The following is a 19,327-nucleotide window of genomic DNA, read 5'->3' on the forward strand; positions in this document are numbered from 1 at the left end:
AAAAGAGGTTCCGCTCTTGTACTACTTGTTCTGTTTATGTAAACCTTTCAAGGATCTCTCTTTTACGCATCCGTCAGGAAGCGAAAGCGGCTGCAAAGTTAAGGACTTTTTCGCATATCTTCCAAATTTTCCGGAAGTTTTTTTTTCTGAAAAAACAACCGCGGAAAACGGAATACTGAAACTGACCTTTCAAACAGCGACGCTCCCTTGCCGAAAGCGGGTGCAAAAGTACACCTTATTCCCACAAACACCAAATATACACAAAGGTTTTTTCCGGGAATTATAAAAATATTTTATAAATGCGCTGATAACAAGTTAGTTATAAGAACAAGGAAACTGGCGGGGAAACGGGAAGGGGGAAAGATGGACACATTATTATATAATATATAAGGGAGAAAGACAGAAGAAAGGAAAGGAAAAAATTCGAAAAACAGGGAAATGCAGACTACCACCCAAGCAAAAAAGAAATAAAAAGGGGCACAACGCCCCTCATTATTATTCAAGTCTTGCACCTATTCAAACGGAATTTTGCTTTGCGTGAAATAAATTATGCATTGCTTGCATCTAAAATGCCAAGCCGCCGAACCATAGAGTCTTTTCCGTTGACAGTGAAGATAAAAGAGGCACCTGTTGTGGCGCATAGAGGAAAATAGGGAAGGAAGCATTTTTTCCCATTCTCCAGTTGCTCCTATCCACAGACTGATGGGACCAACAACAAGACTCTACCATTCAGCGACTCAGCATCTCGAACAAACACAAACAATACTAAGAATCTATATTTGCAATATGCTTACAAGAAACAGCCTATTGCAAACATAGGGATTAAAAATAGTTTCTCATACACTGCGCGGAATAATCTTCTCCATAGCCTTGCCTTTGGCCAAATCGTCAATCAGCTTATCCAGACACCTGATTCTACGCATCAAAGGGTCTTCTATGGTTTCCACGCGCACACCACAGACGCTGCCTTTGATGCTCTCCACCTGCCGGTCGATACAAGGAGCCTGCCCGAAGAAAGTCCGGCAATCCACCTCATCCCGCAACAACCGCGCCAGAGACTCCCCGTCATATCCCGTAAGCCAACAAATGATTTGATCCACTTCGGCTTTCGTCCGTTTTTTCCTTTCCGCCTTATTGACCAGCAGAGGATACACTTGGGAGAATTTCATCGAAAAGACTTTTTCATTATCCATCGCCCCACCTTTCTTCCTGCAGTTAGTTCTTTTTCGTTTTATCCGTCCCCCACCAAGTCCACCGGTGCCAGACATACTCCAGCGGTCCTTGCTTATGACGCGCCAACCACCATTTGCTGAACCGCACCTGAAGCAAGAAAGTACAGATGCCGATGCACAAGCTCACCGTATATCCGCAATAAGGAGCCAGATACAACCCAAACGGGAAATAAATGATAGCACCTATAATAGACTGCGTCACATAGTTGGTCAGACTCATCTTGCCGTAAAAACGCAGGTTATTCACCCGTCTGCTGAAGTTTTTGCCGGAATAAAGAAGCACGAACGAGGCAACCAGCACAAAGGTGAACGCCAGCTTCTGCCACATGTCAAAGGCCGTCCCCACCGTCTGCTGCACCAAAGCGTCATTCTTCACCACCAATTCTTTCAGCGTATATAACGGAGCAAATGAAATGGCAGCCACAATCAGCACCTTGCCCCAAAAGCGGTAATTGCTCTCAGAAGGAATGAAAAAGCGCCTTCGACCTATATAAAAGCCCAAGAGGAACAGACCGGCCGTCTGCACGAAACGCCCGGCATTGACTGCCCACAACAGACTGGCTTTCTGCCCCAGCGTGACATTACACCCCAGAAATGTCCAGAAGTCGCCCGACTTGGTAGATTCGGCCACCTCGGCATACATCTCGCCCACTTTCAAATCGGGCAACTGATGGGCCGGATTGACCAGGCTGGCCACATAATGATACCACTCCACCGGCTGCAAGAGGAAGAACACGGCAGTCACCAACAAAGCTTTATCGCTCCAGTTACGGGTCAGGAACAGCACCAGCCCCACCACCACAAAGAGCAGCAGTACATCGCCGGCTGGGAAAAAGGCCGCATTCAGCGTGGCAAATCCTGCTAACAAGACCAGCCTCCACAAGAAGCGATAACCAAAGTCCTTGCCCTGCCTCTTCTGGTTATTGGTCTGAATATAGAATGTGAAACCAAACAACAAGGCAAATATGGCATACGCCTTCCCGGCAAACAGGCTGAAGACCCCATTGAACACTCCCTGATCCAACACGTTCAGCCAGCCAGGAGAATGAGCCGGATAGACCGGGAAAATAAAATGTTCCAGGTTATGCACCAGAATGATGGCCATAACAGCCAACCCGCGCAAAGCATCTACCACCTCAATGCGAGGATTACTACCAATACGTTGTTCCATTACCGTACATCTAATAAGGCAGCCCGAAAACGGTTGCTGCCGGATAAAATAGGTTTGTTGGGACGCAAAGATAAAAAAGATAATTCATATATACGCCTTATAAGACCCAAAAAGCAGTCCGATTCTTATATATTAGGACTCCGCTTCTTATATATGAGCACCCCACTTCCTAGCGCTTTGGCATTTGCTTCTTATATATAAGAGATTTGTTCACGCTCCACGTCCATTTCTTTTTCGCTCCTTGTCTGGTGTATTTCTGTAAAATAGGTTAGATATTCTGTAGTTTGTATAGATGACACATTGCTAAAGTTTTCTTACCTTTGCAACCGATAGGATTCATATACAGCTTAAACACTAACTATTATGTTACGCAAATTAAGACTAACGCTGGCCATTTTATTTTTTACCTACATCACACTGCTGTTTCTCGACTTCACGGGAAGCGCGCATCTGTGGTTCGGCTGGATGGCCAAGATTCAATTTCTGCCTGCCGTTCTGGCACTGAATGCAGGCATCATTGTCCTGTTGGTAATACTGACCTTAGTATTGGGTCGTGTGTATTGTTCGGTCATCTGCCCGCTGGGTGTGTTTCAGGACATAGTCTCATGGATAAACGGACGGCGCAAGAAGAAAAAATACCGTTTTTCTTATTCGCCTGCCTTGTCATGGCTCCGCTACGGGGTGTTGGGCGTGTTTGTTGTCGCCCTGCTGGCAGGCATCGGTTCGCTGGTAGCCCTGCTGGCCCCATACAGTTCCTACGGCCGTATTGCCGCCAACCTGTTCGCACCGGTGTACCGTTGGGGCAACAACCTGTTGGCTTACTTCGCCGAACGCGCCGACAGCTACGCCTTTTACTCCACAGACGTATGGCTGAAAAGCTTGCCCACATTCTTCATTGCCCTGGCAACGGTGATGATACTTATCGTGCTTGCCTGGCGCAACGGACGCACCTACTGCAACACCATCTGTCCGGTGGGCACGGTATTGGGGTTCCTCTCCCGGTTTGCCTTGTTCCGCATCACAATTGATACAGCCAAATGCAACTCGTGCACCCTCTGCTCACGCCATTGCAAGGCTGCCTGCATCAACTCTAAAGCGCATCAGATAGACTATAGCCGCTGCGTGGCCTGCATGGACTGCATAGACACATGCAAACACGGAGCCATCAGCTATCGTTATGCTTATGGCAAGCACAAGCCGGCTGTGGCTCCCAGCCCCGAGCAACCCAGCAACGAAGGCGGGAACTCACGACGTAGCTTCCTGACTGCCACTGCATTGGTAGCTGCCACTGCATTGGTCAAGGCACAAGAAAAGAAGGTAGACGGAGGACTGGCCGCCATAGAAGATAAAAAGATTCCCGACCGCCAGACTCCCATCCTGCCCCCAGGAGCACAAAGCGCCCGCCATTTTGCCCAACATTGCACGGGGTGCCAACTCTGCGTGTCGGCCTGCCCCAACGGCGTGCTGCGCCCGTCCACCAATCTGATGAAACTGATGCAGCCCGAAATGTCTTACGAACGCGGTTACTGCCGCCCCGAATGCAAACGCTGCTCCGAAGTATGTCCCACGGGCGCCATACACCTGACTGACTTGGCAGAAAAGGTATCTACACAGGTAGGACATGCCGTATGGGTAAAAGAAAACTGTGTGCCCCTGACCGACGGCGTAGACTGCGGCAACTGTGCCCGCCACTGTCCGTCGGGAGCCATACAGATGATTCCCTCCGACCCGTCCGATCCGGACTCGCCGAAAATTCCCGCCATCAACGTGGAGAGGTGCATCGGCTGTGGAGCCTGCGAGAACCTGTGCCCTGCCCGCCCCTTCAGCGCCATCTATGTAGAAGGACACGAAGTGCAACACATTGTATAAACCCGGATACCAAACATAACGCTCAAGACAATGGACAAAAAGCAAAACAAGGCAATCAGCCGCCGCGACTTTCTGAAAACAGCCGGAGCTGCCGGACTGGCTTCAGCTGGATTATATGCCTGCCACAACGCCTCCAACCCTGCCGGCAAGAACAAGGCAGATACGGCCATCACCGGAGAAATGACTTACCGGACAAACCCGAAAACGGGCGACCGGGTATCGCTATTGGGTTTCGGCATGATGAGACTGCCGTCGGTAGGTGGAAGAAGCGCCCGCGAAGGTAACGAAGAAATTGACCAGGAAACCGTGAACCAACTGGTAGACTATGCACTGGAACATGGTGTGAACTACTTCGATACCTCCCCCGCTTATTGCCGCGGAGGCTCGGAACGCGCCACAGGTATCGCACTAAGCCGACATCCCAGAGACAAATACTTCATTGCCACCAAACTGAGTAACTTCGCGCCATCTACATGGAGCCGCGAAGCCTCTATCGCCATGTACCAGAACTCGCTGAAACAACTGCAGACTGACTACATAGACTACCTGCTTCTGCATGGCATAGGCATGGGGAGAGATGGCATGAAGGAATTTGAAGCACGCTATATAGACAATGGTGTATTGGACTACTTGATGGAAGAACGACGTGCCGGACGTATCCGCAACCTCGGCTTCTCTTACCACGGCGACATCCGCGTGTTCGACCATCTGCTTGCCGAACACGACCGCTACCAATGGGACTTCGTACAGATACAACTGAACTACCTGGACTGGAAGTATGCCAAGCAAATCAACCCGACAAACACAAATGCCGAATATCTGTACAACGAACTTGCTAAACGACACATACCCGCCGTCATCATGGAGCCGCTGTTGGGGGGACGGTTAAGCAATGTGCCCGACCGCATTGTGGCAAGACTGAAACAACGCGAACCAGAACGCAGCATAGCCTCATGGGCTTTCCGCTTTGCAGGAAGTTTTCCCGACGTGCTGACCGTACTAAGCGGTATGACACGCATGGAGCACCTGCAAGACAACCTCTCTACCTACTCGCCCCTGAAAGCGCTGACCGACGATGAGTTCGACTTCCTGCAACAGACCGCCACCCAGATGATGCAGTTTGACACTATCCCCTGCAACGACTGCAAATACTGTATGCCCTGCCCTTATGGAATTGATATTCCTGCATTGCTGCTGCACTATAATAAGTGCCTCAACGAGGGAAACATCATCGCCGACCCGCAAGACGAAGACTACCAGCGTGCCCGCCGTGCTTACCTCATAGGCTACGACCGCAGCGTGCCTAAATTGAGACAGGCCGACCATTGCATCGGATGTAATCAATGCAGCCCGCACTGCCCGCAAGGCATCAACATCCCACACGAATTGCACCGCATCGCGCACTATGTGGACAATCTGAAGCAGGAAAAAACGGGAGGCAAAAGACAACAGCATCGCCGGCGTAGAGGCTGGCAATAGCCGTCCTCACCTCAGAATTGGAAGTAGATGAATGGCTGGATGTCTGCACTCTTCATCTGAATAACCACATAAATCAAAGCAATCAGCAACAGCGCCTTTCCCAACAGGGGGAGGCGCGTTACTGTTTTTACCCCTGCTTCTTCCCAACTGTCGGGCAGGAAATGCAACACAAAGCCTAAAGCCATCAATGCGAATACAGCCGGATAACCAGCCAGAAGCTGCGGCAAAAGTTCGGGATGGAAGGCCGTACCTATCTGCTGAATCATAGACATGGCATCAGTAAAGGAGGCATGGCGGAAGAATATCCAGCAGAAACACACGAAATGAAACGTTACAACCACGCCCAATACCCGACGGATTCCCCGGCTTTGCCAACCCTTAGGACGACCCATAAACTGCATCCAGGCTTTATGCAAAGCCAGAGCCACACCGTGCAGCATGCCCCACAAGACGAAATTCCACGAGGCTCCATGCCACAGACCACCCAAAAACATAGTGATGATAAGGTTGACATACTGCCTCAATTTACCCTTGCGGTTACCCCCCAGCGATATATAGAGATAATCGCGCAGCCACGACGAGAGTGAGATGTGCCATCTACGCCAGAATTCCGTAACCGAAGCCGACTTGTAGGGCGAACGGAAGTTGATATTGAAATGAAAACCCAGTAGCAGTGCCAAACCGATAGCCATGTCGCTATAACCCGAGAAGTCGCAATATATCTGCAAGGCATAACCATAGACTCCCAGTAAATTCTCCACGCCCGAATAGAGCGTAGGATTATCGAAGATACGTTCTACAAAGTTCACACTGATGTAGTCCGAGATAACTGCCTTCTTGAACAAACCGCTAAAAATGAGGAAAACGCCCCGACCGAACATCTCGGGCGAAACATTGAGCGGGCGGCGTATCTGAGGCAGGAAGTCGCGGGCACGCACAATAGGCCCCGCCACCAACTGCGGAAAGAAGGATACATAAAAAGCGTAGTCCAGCAGATTGGTAAGAGGTCTGATTTCTTTCCGGTAAACGTCGATGGTATAGCTGAGCGACTGAAAGGTGAAGAACGAGATACCCACAGGCAGAAAGATATCCAATGCCGTAAATGTCCCGCCCGTCAGCGAAGCCCAGACCTCACCCAGAAAGTTGGTGTACTTGAAGTAGGCCAACAGCCCCAGATTGACCGTCAGACTCAGCACCACCCAGGCCTTACGCTGCCACTGTACCGATGCGCGTTCCATCAGCCGGGCAATGCAGAAATCGCTCACCGTAACCACGGCCAGCAGGAAGAAATACATGCCGCTGCTCTTATAATAGAAGTAATAAGAGAAAGCTGTAACGAAAAGCAGGCGGGCCGTCATACGCCGCTGCAACAGCAGATAGACTACCGCAAAGGCGGCAAACAACCAGACAAAAAGTCCGCTGCTGAAGATGAGGGGAGCGTGCGGGTCGTATAGGAAGACATCACGCAGGCGGGCCAGGTCAATATCGAGTCCGGCAAGGAGTTCATTCAGATTCCACATAATCATTATAGGCTTTTAAAAGAGCATGAAACAACAATCGCCCTTGCAGGTCGTAGCCTTCGGGCAAGAAATGAATATGGTCGGGACGCATCAGACCGGCTTCCCACCAGTTGCGGCAGGCACGTCTCGCGCCGCCTCCTATTTCGTACAGGTTCCATAGAGCCAGACCGTTGTCGTCGGCAAAGCGGCGCATGGTCTGCACGGCAACCTGGGTACGCGGATTGATGCGGTAGACTCGGCGACGAACCCGCTCATAGGCACCAGGCGGGGTGGTCAGCAACATCGGCACATGAGGCAAAGCCTGCTGCAACAGCCGTACCAGCTGCGCCATTTGTCTATAGTGCAGACTGGAAAGGTAACGGCGGTTGTGTGCTTCGTTGGTGCCGAAAGACAAAATCAGCAGGTCGGGATGCAAGGCCGCCACTGCTTCCACACGTTCAGGGCGGGTAAAGCTGCGGCAGGTGGCACCGTTGATGCCCATATCGATATAAGTAAGAGCACCGAACACCTGCTGCAACAGCGTCCCCGTGGTTTGCGGAAAGATATGTCCGCGCACATGGCTGTCGCCGATATGGACAATGCAGATTGTATCGTCCGAAGCACCGGCATGCAGCAGACGCAATTTCTCCCAAAATGGATTGAGCAGACCGACACTGTCCGTCAGATAGTTATCTGTCGTTTGAAGGAAAGCGGAGGGGAACGCCAGCGGAGGCACAGCCACCGTGTCTGTCCGTGCCGAATAAAGGGGCAGCGTATCGCACACCGCCATGACTGCCGGAACGGCCGGGAGGGGAGGCAGAGCGTCCTGCGCCCACAGCTTTCCGCAAACAGAAAGAACCAGGCAAACCAGCAGTGCTCTCATACGGCACCTGCACTTACTCTGCTTCATAAGCACGCCTCCTGTCGTATTCCTTCTTGCCATGCACCAATGCTTCGTAGAGCAACCCGGCTAAGTGCTCGCCTCCGCGAAAGTTGATGTGTGTATAATCTTTGTTGGCCATAGGGGGCTGCGCCTCTACCAGTCCGGCCATGCTCAGGTTGCCCCCCATCGCTTCAAAGAGATTCCAGAAGGCGATGCCATTGTCGGCCGCCAGATTCTGTTGGTAGCGCACTAAGTTGCGTATGCCCGGCATGGTGCGCAGGTTACCGTCTTCATCCTTGTAGTCGCGGTCACCCACCCCCACCAGCAGGATAGAGGCTTGGGGAAAAGCTGCTTTCAGATGTCCGATTGTGGTATTCATGCCGGCGGCGTAGCGGTCGTAGTTTTTGCCGCGCTCGGTAGCGATGTTCAGGCCATATTGCAGCACGATAAGGTCGTAGGGCCGCAGGCGGTTGAAGTCGCTCAGACGTTCTTGAGGAATGCTGCGGATGGAGAGTCCCGTTGAGCCGCGCAGAGAGAGGTTGTCCAGCACGATACCCTGGTCGCCGTCCATGCTGAGTCCGTAGAATACGGCAGAATCGGCCTGCTGCACCGTCCAGCGCACTTGCCCGATGCGTCCCTCCACGCGAGCCGTCTGCACGTGTGCCGAAGGGGCGAAGGTCTGTGTCTGTGCCGCTCCCCGGTTCCGGCTTACAGCCAGCTCCACCGTTTGGGAACTGAGGAAGAAGAGGGTTGCCTCCCGACAGGTATCCAAATGGGCAGCGTAGTCTTTCTGTCCGCGCAGTTCGACGTAAGCACCCGGTCGGGGCAGGAAGTAACGCCCCGCCATGCCCTGAAGCTTGGCGTCAAAGCCCAGACTGTCTGTCCAGGCATGGCTCTGCCAGCCGTCGAAAGCATGGCGCACGGTAGGACGGAAACCGTAGGTCTGCGAGGTAATGTCTACATAGCCCACGCCGCAGCCACCGTAACGCTCCTGCAACAAGTGGCGCAGGTCGGCCGTGAAAATATCTCCTTCGATAAACGAATCGCCGAAGTAGGCAATGCGCACGGGCCGGCTGCCTGCCTCGTCCAGGGCACGGTAGAAGGCTTCCATACCCCGGTGCGTGCTGTCGCCATAGTCTTCAATGCAGGTCATGCCCGGCGGACAGGAGTCCACAAAGGCAGGCTTCACCTTGGGTGGCGGGGGCAACAACGAGTCGGGGTCGTCTACGGGTGGGGCAAGGCGGCGCACATCCGACAGCAAGTCCACGCGCCTCATCCGATGTCCGCCCACCTCCAGCGCGGGCAGAAGGTGCATCAGCAGCAGGGCAGCCAGCACCAGGCAGGCCAGCAGGGCGGTATTTCGCAAAACGTTCTTTTTCATATATTCATTCCTAACGCTTATTTCTATCAGACCGCAAAGATATAACTATAGACGGAATTAGTATGCAGACAGGAGGAAGAAACTTGCAGAAAGAGCTGGGAAGAAAGGAGCTGGAAAAGAAGAAAGACATTCCCTTCTGCTGCAAAGCGATAAGCACCGCGCTGCAAAGCAATAGGCACCGCGCTGCAAAGCGATAAGCAGTACGCTACTTAGCCTATAAGGCCGGAACGCTGTTGCATACGGGCACAATCCTGCCCTGACTGAAAAAAAATGTGCCCTTTCCACTGGCATGACTGCAAAATAATGATTTACTTTGCAACAGAATAACCTGCGGAAAATACCATAACCTATGAAATACTTTTTCTGCCTCTTCGTCTTCGTATTCGGCCTGCCCGCCACCGCCCAGCAAATCATCTACGCCAACATCGATGAACTGCGCGAAGAACGTGGCGACACCGTCAGCACCCTGCGCGTGGAACGCCGCACCAAGAACCAGCTCTACCTGATGGGAGGCGGCGACTACCGCATAGAAGCACACGATAACCACGGCCTCTGCCGCTACTTGCGCAAACGGTGCTATGCCGTACGCATTGATACGGCCCTCTACGTCAACTGCCGCAAGATGCGCTACAAACGCTACCGGCTGGGCGGCTGGTATGCCCCTGCCCTGGAAATTGAGAGACACATATTCTACACGGCACAACCCGTAGGACAGGCAGCCACCGAAACACTGACACCGGCAGATGCACAGAAACTGCGCGGCGAAGTGGGCGATGCCATCCAGGCTTCGGGCTTGATAGACCAGCGCGTCTACTACGAACTGGACTTGGAGACGGGACGTTCGTCTTTTGTAGACAAAGAGCGCATGCTGCAACTGCTGACAGAATATCCGGAGTGGCAGAAGGAGTTTGAGAAAGAAACAAGCGAAGCGGCAGAGGTTACGGGCAGGTATCTACAAAGATTACGCGATGCTAAGAAAGAGGAGGAAAAGTAGAGGAACCTTCTGTAAGGAAATCAAAGTGTGGCGGGATACATGGGACAGCGATATTGTAGTTGAAGGGGGCAGATAGCGGTGTACCGATAGAAGGAGGAGAGAATAATACAACCAAAGCCAAAAAGATTTTTGAAAACAGAAACATTGATGAAAACCATTTTTACTTTTCTTTTTCTGTCGCTGTGCTGCAACTGCATCCACTTGACAGCACAAACCAACTATTATCCCGAGACCAAGACATTCCACGAGAACGGCTACACTTACCAGTGCGATGTGAACAAGGCATCTATGGTCAGTCTCTACAACGCCGAGTGTACGTATTACAAAACAGAGCAAATTGACATGACCACAGGAAAAAGGTATGAATTCACTCCGGGAAAACCGCCGCTTGCCAGGGAACCATATACAAAACCACAATGTTTCGCCATCGTCAACAAAGCTTTTCCCCCGGAAATTAAGGCCCGAATCAACGGGAGAGAACTAACAATAGTGTTATATATTGAATCTGCTACGGGAAAAATTGCAGATGTAGTTTTCAATTTCACTACGGGAAAATTGGCAGAGATATATACCCAAGTTCCAGTCTCTGTATACCGGGAAATAGAAGTAGAGCTAAAAAAGAACGTCCGGTTCACACCGTCTGCCGTTGGTAAAAAACTGAACTATATCTTCATGTTTTGGACGCAAGACCCCAACGTCACCATCAAAAGTACTCCACTGACACCCGGAGGGCAGGTAGACCCGGACTCGACAAAAGATAAATAAAAAGGTAGAAGATATCTTTTTGCCAAGAAATCCCAATACATATTTGCAAATATCGGGATTAATTCATAACTTGCGGCTCATTAACCAATGTCTCCGTGACAAAATGAAACCCGAACCATGAAGATAACCCTCAGCAACCAACTGCCCCCCTACCCGGCCTTCATCGAAGGTATCCGGCGGGCACCCGACCGTGGCTATACCCTCACCCCCGCGCAGACCGCCACGGCTCTGAAGAACGCCCTGCGCTACATTCCCAAAGAACTGCACGAACAACTGGCACCCGAATTCCTTGAAGAGCTACGCACCCGGGGCCGCATCTACGGATACCGCTACCGCCCCGAAGGAGACCTCAAGGCCAAACCCATCAACCAGTATAAAGGCAAGTGCATCGAAGGCAAGGCTTTCCAGGTGATGATAGACAATAACCTCGCCTTCGATGTCGCACTCTATCCCTACGAGCTGGTGACTTACGGCGAAACGGGCCAGGTCTGCCAGAACTGGATGCAGTACCGCCTCATCAAGATGTACCTCGAAGAACTGACGCAGGACCAGACACTGGTCGTGGAGAGTGGACACCCGTTGGGCCTGTTCCGTTCAAACCCCGACGCACCGCGCGTCATCATCACCAATGCCCTGATGGTAGGACTCTATGACAACCAGGAAGACTGGCACACAGCCATGCAGCTGGGTGTGGCCAACTATGGGCAGATGACTGCCGGAGGCTGGATGTATATCGGCCCGCAAGGCATCGTCCATGGTACATTCAATACGCTGCTTAATGCCGGACGCCTGAAGCTGGGCATCCCGCAGGACGGGAACCTGAGCGGGCGGCTGTTCGTTTCCTCCGGACTGGGAGGCATGAGCGGTGCACAACCCAAAGCGGCGGAAATGGCAGGTGCGGCAGCTATCATCGCCGAGGTAGACAGTTCTCGCATCGAGACACGTCTCCGACAGGGTTGGGTAGGCAGTGTGACGGACAGTATGACCGAAGCTTTCGACCGGGCACAAGAAGCCAAGTGCCAGGGAAAACCTATGTCTATCGCCTATCATGGCAATATCGTGGACTTGCTGGAATATGCAGTAAAAGAAAACATATTCATCGACTTGCTGTCCGACCAGACATCGTGCCACGCCGTGTACGATGGAGGCTATTGTCCCGCAGGACTGACCTTCGACGAGCGTACCGCCATGCTGCACACAGACCATGAAGGCTTCCGCACACGGGTGGACGAAACATTGCGCCGCCATTTCCATGCCATCCGCACGTTGGTAGAACGCGGTACGTATTTCTTCGACTACGGCAATTCCTTCATGAAGGCCGTCTACGATGCCGGCAATCCGGACATCGCCCGCAACGGTGATGACAAGCAGGGCTTCATCTTCCCCAGCTACGTAGAGGACATCATGGGCCCCGAACTTTTCGACTATGGCTACGGGCCTTTCCGTTGGGTATGCCTCAGCGGACGGCACGAAGACTTGGTGAAGACCGACCACGCCGCCATGAGTTGCATCGACCCTGCCCGACGGGCACAGGACCGCGACAATTACAACTGGATTCGCGACGCGGAGCAAAACAACCTCGTAGTCGGCACACAGGCACGCATTCTCTACCAGGATGCCGAAGGACGGCTGCGCATCGCGCTGAAGTTCAACGACATGGTACGCCGCGGCGAGGTAGGACCTATCATGCTGGGACGCGACCACCACGACGTGAGCGGCACCGACTCTCCCTTCCGCGAAACGGCCAATATCAAGGACGGAAGCAACATCATGGCCGATATGGCCGTGCAGTGCTTCGCCGGCAATTGTGCCCGTGGCATGAGCCTCGTCGCCCTGCACAACGGCGGCGGCGTGGGTATCGGCAAGGCTATCAACGGTGGCTTTGGCATGGTGTGCGACGGCTCGGAACGGGTGGACCGCATACTCCGCTCGGCCATGCTGTGGGACGTGATGGGCGGTGTGGCACGACGTTCGTGGGCACGCAACCCGCATGCCATGGAGACAGCCGACGAATTTAACCATACGCATGCCGATGGCTATTGCATCACCATGCCCTACGTGGCCGACGATGCATTGATTGAGAAATGTATAAGCCCCCTCAACTCCCCCCGTGAGGGAGCTTAAGATACAGCATGTGAAGATCTCCCATTGTATCAGAAGCCTCCCCACGGAGGAGGTTGGTGGGGCTTCTATGTCAAACCCTTAAAACCTATTCTATATGAACCGAATCATGGAATGTGTCCCCAACTTCAGCGAGGGACGCGACTTGCAGAAAATAGACCAAATCGTGGCTCCTTTCCGTGGAAAGAAAGGCGTAAAACTGCTGGACTACAACAACGATGAAGACCACAACCGCCTCGTGGTAACCGTAGTGGGCGAACCCGAACCGTTGCGCGATGTCGTGCTCGAAGCCATCGGTGTAGCTGTCAGCGTAATAGACCTCAACCAACACACGGGTCAACATCCGCGTATGGGTGCTGCCGATGTAGTTCCCTTCATTCCCATCCGCGGCGTGACAATGGATGATGCCATCGCCTTATCTAAAGAAGTAGGCCAAGCCGTGGCCGACCGCTACGGCGTGCCCGTCTTCCTGTATGAGAAATCGGCAACGGCTCCCCACCGCGAAAACCTGGCTGCCATCCGCAAGGGCGAGTTCGAAGGTATGGCCGAAAAGATACACCAGCCCGAATGGAAGCCCGACTTCGGACCCGCCGAGCGACATCCCACCGCCGGCACCGTAGCTATCGGCGCGCGTATGCCGCTCGTGGCTTACAACATCAACCTTTCCACTCCCAGCTTGGAGATAGCCCACGGCATCGCCAAGAAAATCCGTTTCATTGGCGGTGGTCTGCGCTACTGCAAGGCAATGGGTGTCGAACTGAAAGACCGTGGCATCACACAGGTGTCCATCAACATGACGGACTACACCCGCACGGCCCTCTACCGCGCCTTCGAACTGGTGCGTATCGAAGCCCGCCGCTACGGTGTCAGCATCGTAGGTAGCGAAATTATCGGACTTGTACCCATGGAGGCACTCATCGACACAGCTTCTTATTACTTAGGACTGGAAAACTTCTCCATGCAGCAGGTACTGGAGGCAAGGTTGTTGGAAAATGAAGAATGATGACCGAAGAATCTGCCGAGCAAAAACAGCGCGTACCCATTCTTCATTTATCACTCTTCATTCTTCAACCTATTATTCATTCTTAATCCTTCATTCTTCATTTAAAAGATGACTGAGAACCTGATTATCTTCAACGCCCGCCTTGTCACCCCCACTGGCTTCACAGCCCGTCGTGGTAAGGAAATGGGCAAACTGCTGGTGTTGGACGATGCCACCATCGAAGTGACCGATGGTCTCATTACCTATGTCGGCCCTAACCGTGGCGAAAAACGCGACGGTTACTACCAGCACTACTGGCACTATAACGCCCGCGGCCGCTGTGTGTTGCCCGGTTTCGTAGACTCACACACGCATCTGGTGTTCGACGGCGAACGAGCCGAAGAATTCGGCCGACGTCTGCGGGGCGAAAGCTACATGAGCATCATGCAGAGCGGTGGAGGCATCGTCAGCACAGTAAAAGCGACCCGCACCAGCAGTCACATCCGCCTGCGCAACCGGGCCGAAGACTTACTGAAACAGATGTCGCAGATGGGGGTCACCACCGTAGAGGCCAAGAGTGGCTATGGGCTGGACAAAGAGACGGAGCTACTGCAACTTAAGGTGATACGTTGCTTAGACAACGACGAACGTAAACGGGTAGACATCATTCCCACCTTCCTCGGTGCGCACGCAGTGCCCGAGGAGTATCGGGGACGTACGGACGACTACGTAGACTTCCTCATCCGCGAAGTCATGCCTGCTGTCCGCGCCCAGCACCTCGCTGAGTTTTGTGACGTGTTCTGCGAAGAAGGTGTCTTCTCCATCGAACAGTCGCGCCGCCTGCTCACCGCCGCCCGCGACATGGGTTTCCGCCTGAAGCTGCATGCCGACGAGATAGTGTCCTTTGGCGGAGCGGAACTGGCAGCCGAACTGGGTGCCGTCTCTGCCGACCACCTGCTGCATGCCTCCGACGAAGGCATACGCCGCATGGCCGAGTCCGACGTGGTAGCCACCCTCCTGCCTCTTACAGCCTTTGCCTTGCACGAACCCTATGCCCCTGCCCGACAGATGATAGATGCCGGATGTGCCGTAGCCTTAGCCACCGACCTCAATCCCGGCAGTTGCTTCTCCGGTTCCATCCCGCTTACCTTCGCCCTGGCCTGCATCTACATGCATCTCAGTATCGAAGAGGCCATCACGGCGCTGACGCTGAACGGAGCCGCCGCCTTGGGACGTGCCGACCGCATTGGCAGCATCGAACCGGGTAAACAAGGTGACTTGGTGGTGTTGAATACAAACAACTACCACTTCCTCACCTATTATATAGGTATGAACTGCGTACAGGCCACGATCAAGGGAGGAATCATACATCCGAATTAGCGGCCCTGGCCCGCAGCTATAGGCTACGAGCTACAAGCTACGAGCTACAAGCTACGGGTTACGAGTTACGAGTAGCCACACACTAAGAACTAAAGTCACTATACTTGTAGCTCGTAGCTCATAGCTAAATAATTATCATTTAACACCAAACATTATGCTTACCGAACTAACCGTAAAAGATTTCCTGAACAAAGTGGCAGGCAGCGACCCCGTTCCCGGTGGAGGGAGCATCGCCGCCCTGAACGGCGCCTTGGCCTCAGCTTTAGCCGCCATGGTTGCTAACCTGACGATTGGCAAAAAGAAATACGCCGAAGTGCAAGAAGACATGCAGGCCATCGCCCAAGAAGCCGAAGAGTTGATGACTGCTTTCACCGCCGACATCGACCGCGACTCCGATGCCTACGACCGCGTGTTTGCCTGCTTCAAGATGCCGAAAGACACCGATGAAGAAAAAGTCGCCCGCAGCACTGCCATCCAAGAAGCTACGAAATACGCCGCTCAGGTGCCTCTGGAGGTGGCCCGACGTGCCTGCACCCTGATGCCCCGCATAGCCGAAGTGGCTCTGAAAGGCAACCAGAATGCCGTGACCGACGCTTGCGTAGCCATGATGTCTGCCCGCAACGCCGTACTGGCCGCTGTACTGAATGTGCGCATCAACCTGACCTCACTGAAAGATGCGGAATTGGTGGCACGCTTGCAAGCTGAAGCAGACGGGCTGGAACAACAGGCCTGCAACCAAGAACAGGAGCTATTGGCTAAAATCAAGGCCTTGCTCAATGCCTGATTCTTCATTCTCAGAACCTCAATTCTTCATGGATAATATGAATAATGTATATTACATCGGTTCAGGCAACCTGTCTTTCGAGCTCATCGAACGCATCCTGACCGAGAACCTGAAGCTGGAGCTGGCTCCTGAAGCAAAAGTACGCATACAGCGGTGCCGCGACTACCTGGACCAGAAGATTGCCCAATCTGACGAGCCGCTCTATGGCATCACCACGGGATTCGGCTCGTTGTGCAACAAAAGTATATCTGCCGACGAACTGGGCACGCTGCAAGAAAACCTCATCAAGAGCCACGCGTGCAGCGTAGGCGAAGAGATACGCCCCGTCATCGTCAAACTGATGATGTTGCTCAAGGCCCATGCCTTGTCGCTGGGGCACAGCGGTGTGCAGGTCATCACCGTGCAGCGCATCCTGGACTTCTTCAACAACGACGTCCTGCCCATCGTCTACGACCGCGGTTCGCTGGGCGCATCGGGCGACCTGGCCCCGCTGGCCAACCTCTTCCTACCGCTCATCGGCGTGGGCGACGTTTACTATAAAGGGAAAAAACGCGAGGCTATCAGCGTGCTCGACGAGTTTGGCTGGGAACCCGTCCGACTGATGAGCAAGGAGGGGCTGGCCCTGCTGAACGGTACGCAATTCATGTCGGCCAACGGTGTCTTTGCCATCCTCAAGGCCCAACGCCTCTCACGCCGCGCCGACCTCATCGCCGCCCTGTCGCTCGAAGCCTTCGACGGACGCATCGACCCGTTCATGGACTGCATCCAGCGCATCCGTCCGCACCAGGGGCAGATTGAGACAGGCGAGAACTTCCGCCGCCTGCTGGAAGGCAGCGAACTCATTGCCCGGCCCAAGCAACACGTGCAAGACCCCTACTCCTTCCGCTGCGTGCCGCAGGTGCACGGTGCCACCAAAGATGCCATCCGCCACACGGCCTCGGTGCTGCTGACGGAAATCAACTCGGTGACAGACAATCCTACCATCTTCCCCGACGAAGACCTCATCATCTCCGGCGGAAACTTCCACGGACAACCCTTGGCACTGGTCTACGACTACTTAGGCATCGCCTTAGCCGAACTGGGCAACATCTCCGAACGGCGCGTGGCACAACTCATCATGGGGCTACGCGGTCTGCCCGAATTCCTGGTGGCCAACCCCGGACTGAACTCCGGCTTCATGATTCCACAATACGCCGCTGCGTCGATGGTGAGCCAGAACAAGATGTACTGCTACGCCGCATCCTCCGACTCCATCGTGTCCAGCAACGGACAGGAAGACCACGTCAGCATGGGTGCCAACGCCGCCACCAAGCTGTTCCGCATCATGGACAACCTGGACCACATCCTTGCCATCGAACTGATGAACGCCGCCCAAGGCATCGAATTCCACCGCCCGCTCAAGACATCGCCCCTGCTGGAACGCTTCCTCAAGGAGTACCGCAAGGAGGTGCCCTTCGTGCAGGACGATATCGTGATGTATAAGGAAATACACAAGACCGTAGCCTTCCTAAACCGCACGAAATTCGACTTTTAGAGCCCGTTTGAATTTTGCTCAGCTTTATTTTGAGTGCTGTTTCCGAGGATATTTTTCCGGTGTACGGAGGAACGTAGCGGACTACGTGACGAAGTATACCGGGAAAAAAGACCGGAAAGAGGCTCAAAGAAAGCTGAATATAATCTTAAAAGAGGAAAATTCAAATAGGCTCTTAACTCCCTCCGACACACTTTGCAAAAGAAATATGGCTGTCATGAATAAAAAAAGGAAACTCAACTTGGCTGTTGGGTTTTCTTTTTTTATCTTTGTTTCGATTTTAAACAAACCCGAATTGCCAAGCATTCCAACTTCAAAAGAATAAATGCGTTATGAACGAACATGCCAGACATACAGCAGGCCGTCAAGAGCTGAAAGAAAGAATCATCACATTGGCCAGTGAACTTTTCACCAGACAAGGCATACGCAGCGTAACCATGGACGAGATAGCCGCTGCATTCGGCATCTCCAAACGAACGCTCTACGAAGTCTTTTCCGACAAAGAGACCCTGCTGCTGGAGTGCATCCGGCACGGTGTGGCGCAGGAAGAAGCCTACATACGCGAGCATCTCTCGTCTACGGACAACGTCATGGAAGTGCTGCTGAAACGCTACCAGCGCAGCATCGAACACTTTCATGCCACCAACAAGAAGTTCTTTGAAGACATCCAGAAATATCCGCGCGCCTGCGAATTTCTGAAGAAAGGCAACAACCGCACGACGGAAGAAGCCATCCGGTTCTTTAAAGAAGGCGTGAAACAGGGCTACTTCCGCGAAGACATCAACTTCGCTATCGTCAACCAGCTGGTGCAGGCGCAATTGGATATCCTCATGGAGAGCGACATCTGCAAGACCTATCCTTTTCTGGAAGTATATGAGTCCATCATGTTCACCTTCCTGCGCGGCATCTCTACCCCCAAAGGAGCAGCCGAACTGGAAAACTTCATCCGGACACACCGCAACTCCTGACCCGCACAGTCATCCCCTTTGCACGCTTGCTCCTTATACCTTAAAGAGAGTGTATCAAAATAGAGATTACCTATCATTCTGTCATTCCGTAGCCGAGGAATCTCAAGATTGGTTAAGTGAGATGTTTCGACTTCGCTTCGCTCCGCTCAACATGATAGACTATACCTTAATGAAATAGTCAAAAGAGGTTTTGAGCGAAGCTAATGATAGCTGTTTGTCATTATGATACATCCTCTTTAAGGTATTAGAAAAAATCTTATCTTTGCACCCCAAACAATCTGAAAAGAC

At 53.0% G+C, this 19,327-nt stretch carries 16 protein-coding genes; 11 read left to right on the forward strand and 5 right to left on the reverse strand.

Annotation, left to right across the window (positions count from 1 at the left end; all coding sequences use genetic code 11):
• A partial coding sequence (locus B5F34_RS17685) for a hypothetical protein (RefSeq protein WP_204245566.1) occupies nt 1-286 on the forward strand: 286 nt, incomplete at its 5' end.
• Nucleotides 287-836: 550 nt separating this feature from the next.
• Here the strand turns inward: B5F34_RS17685 and B5F34_RS02415 are convergent.
• The gene (locus tag B5F34_RS02415) at nt 837-1,169 is read right to left on the reverse strand and encodes a DUF2200 domain-containing protein (protein WP_239448761.1); all 333 of its coding nucleotides are present in this window, start codon (nt 1,167-1,169) and stop codon (nt 837-839) included.
• Between the two features lie 46 nt (nt 1,170-1,215).
• Nucleotides 1,216-2,403 carry a DUF418 domain-containing protein gene (locus B5F34_RS02420; RefSeq protein ID WP_087334704.1) on the reverse strand — a complete coding sequence of 396 codons (1,188 nt, stop codon included), beginning with the start codon at nt 2,401-2,403 and terminating at the stop codon, nt 1,216-1,218.
• Nucleotides 2,404-2,766: 363 nt separating this feature from the next.
• Between B5F34_RS02420 and B5F34_RS02425 the strand changes: the two genes are divergently transcribed.
• Both B5F34_RS02425 and B5F34_RS02430 read left to right on the forward strand, forming a co-directional pair.
• Nucleotides 2,767-4,272 (forward strand): 4Fe-4S binding protein, encoded by a 1,506-nt coding sequence (locus B5F34_RS02425; RefSeq protein ID WP_087334706.1) that lies wholly within the window; start codon nt 2,767-2,769, stop codon nt 4,270-4,272.
• 30 nt (nt 4,273-4,302) lie between these two features.
• The gene (locus B5F34_RS02430) at nt 4,303-5,751 is read left to right on the forward strand and encodes an aldo/keto reductase (protein WP_087334708.1); all 1,449 of its coding nucleotides are present in this window, start codon (nt 4,303-4,305) and stop codon (nt 5,749-5,751) included.
• 11 nt (nt 5,752-5,762) lie between these two features.
• Here B5F34_RS02430 and B5F34_RS02435 read toward each other — a convergent pair whose 3' ends face one another.
• The 3 genes from B5F34_RS02435 to B5F34_RS02445 are packed head-to-tail and all read right to left on the reverse strand — an operon-like array spanning nt 5,763 to nt 9,514.
• Nucleotides 5,763-7,271, reverse strand: a complete 1,509-nt coding sequence (locus B5F34_RS02435; protein WP_087334710.1) for an MBOAT family protein — start codon at nt 7,269-7,271, stop codon at nt 5,763-5,765.
• The gene (locus B5F34_RS02440; RefSeq protein ID WP_239448763.1) at nt 7,255-8,133 is read right to left on the reverse strand and encodes an SGNH/GDSL hydrolase family protein; all 879 of its coding nucleotides are present in this window, start codon (nt 8,131-8,133) and stop codon (nt 7,255-7,257) included. The genes B5F34_RS02435 and B5F34_RS02440 overlap by 17 nt, the downstream gene beginning before the upstream one ends.
• Before the next feature lie 13 nt (nt 8,134-8,146).
• On the reverse strand, nt 8,147-9,514 hold the full coding sequence (locus tag B5F34_RS02445) for an SGNH/GDSL hydrolase family protein (protein WP_087334715.1): 1,368 nt from the start codon (nt 9,512-9,514) through the stop codon (nt 8,147-8,149).
• 349 nt (nt 9,515-9,863) lie between these two features.
• On the opposite strand from B5F34_RS02445, the gene B5F34_RS02450 reads away from it, so the two are divergent.
• From B5F34_RS02450 to B5F34_RS02490, 8 genes are all read left to right on the forward strand, one after another.
• On the forward strand, nt 9,864-10,508 hold the full coding sequence (locus B5F34_RS02450; protein ID WP_087334718.1) for a DUF6563 family protein: 645 nt from the start codon (nt 9,864-9,866) through the stop codon (nt 10,506-10,508).
• A 201-nt stretch (nt 10,509-10,709) separates the two neighbouring features.
• Nucleotides 10,710-11,273: a DUF5043 domain-containing protein gene (locus B5F34_RS02455; protein WP_204245567.1), complete on the forward strand. Its 564-nt coding sequence runs from the start codon at nt 10,710-10,712 to the stop codon at nt 11,271-11,273.
• Between the two features lie 117 nt (nt 11,274-11,390).
• The gene (locus B5F34_RS02460) at nt 11,391-13,397 is read left to right on the forward strand and encodes a urocanate hydratase (RefSeq protein WP_087334722.1); all 2,007 of its coding nucleotides are present in this window, start codon (nt 11,391-11,393) and stop codon (nt 13,395-13,397) included.
• A 94-nt stretch (nt 13,398-13,491) separates the two neighbouring features.
• Nucleotides 13,492-14,397: a glutamate formimidoyltransferase gene (gene ftcD, locus B5F34_RS02465; RefSeq protein ID WP_087334724.1), complete on the forward strand. Its 906-nt coding sequence runs from the start codon at nt 13,492-13,494 to the stop codon at nt 14,395-14,397.
• A 108-nt stretch (nt 14,398-14,505) separates the two neighbouring features.
• Nucleotides 14,506-15,756: an imidazolonepropionase gene (gene hutI / locus B5F34_RS02470; protein WP_087334727.1), complete on the forward strand. Its 1,251-nt coding sequence runs from the start codon at nt 14,506-14,508 to the stop codon at nt 15,754-15,756.
• Nucleotides 15,757-15,910: 154 nt separating this feature from the next.
• Entirely contained in the window at nt 15,911-16,540 is a 630-nt protein-coding gene (locus B5F34_RS02475; protein ID WP_087334729.1) for a cyclodeaminase/cyclohydrolase family protein, read from the forward strand.
• A gap of 37 nt (nt 16,541-16,577) precedes the next feature.
• The gene (gene hutH, locus B5F34_RS02480) at nt 16,578-18,074 is read left to right on the forward strand and encodes a histidine ammonia-lyase (RefSeq protein WP_087335133.1); all 1,497 of its coding nucleotides are present in this window, start codon (nt 16,578-16,580) and stop codon (nt 18,072-18,074) included.
• Between the two features lie 329 nt (nt 18,075-18,403).
• Complete coding sequence (locus B5F34_RS02490) at nt 18,404-19,039, forward strand: TetR/AcrR family transcriptional regulator (RefSeq protein WP_087334733.1); 636 nt, start codon at nt 18,404-18,406, stop codon at nt 19,037-19,039.
• Nucleotides 19,040-19,327: the final 288 nt, after the last annotated feature.

The organism is Mediterranea sp. An20, from assembly GCF_002160055.1.
GTDB lineage: Bacteria > Bacteroidota > Bacteroidia > Bacteroidales > Bacteroidaceae > Bacteroides > Bacteroides avicola.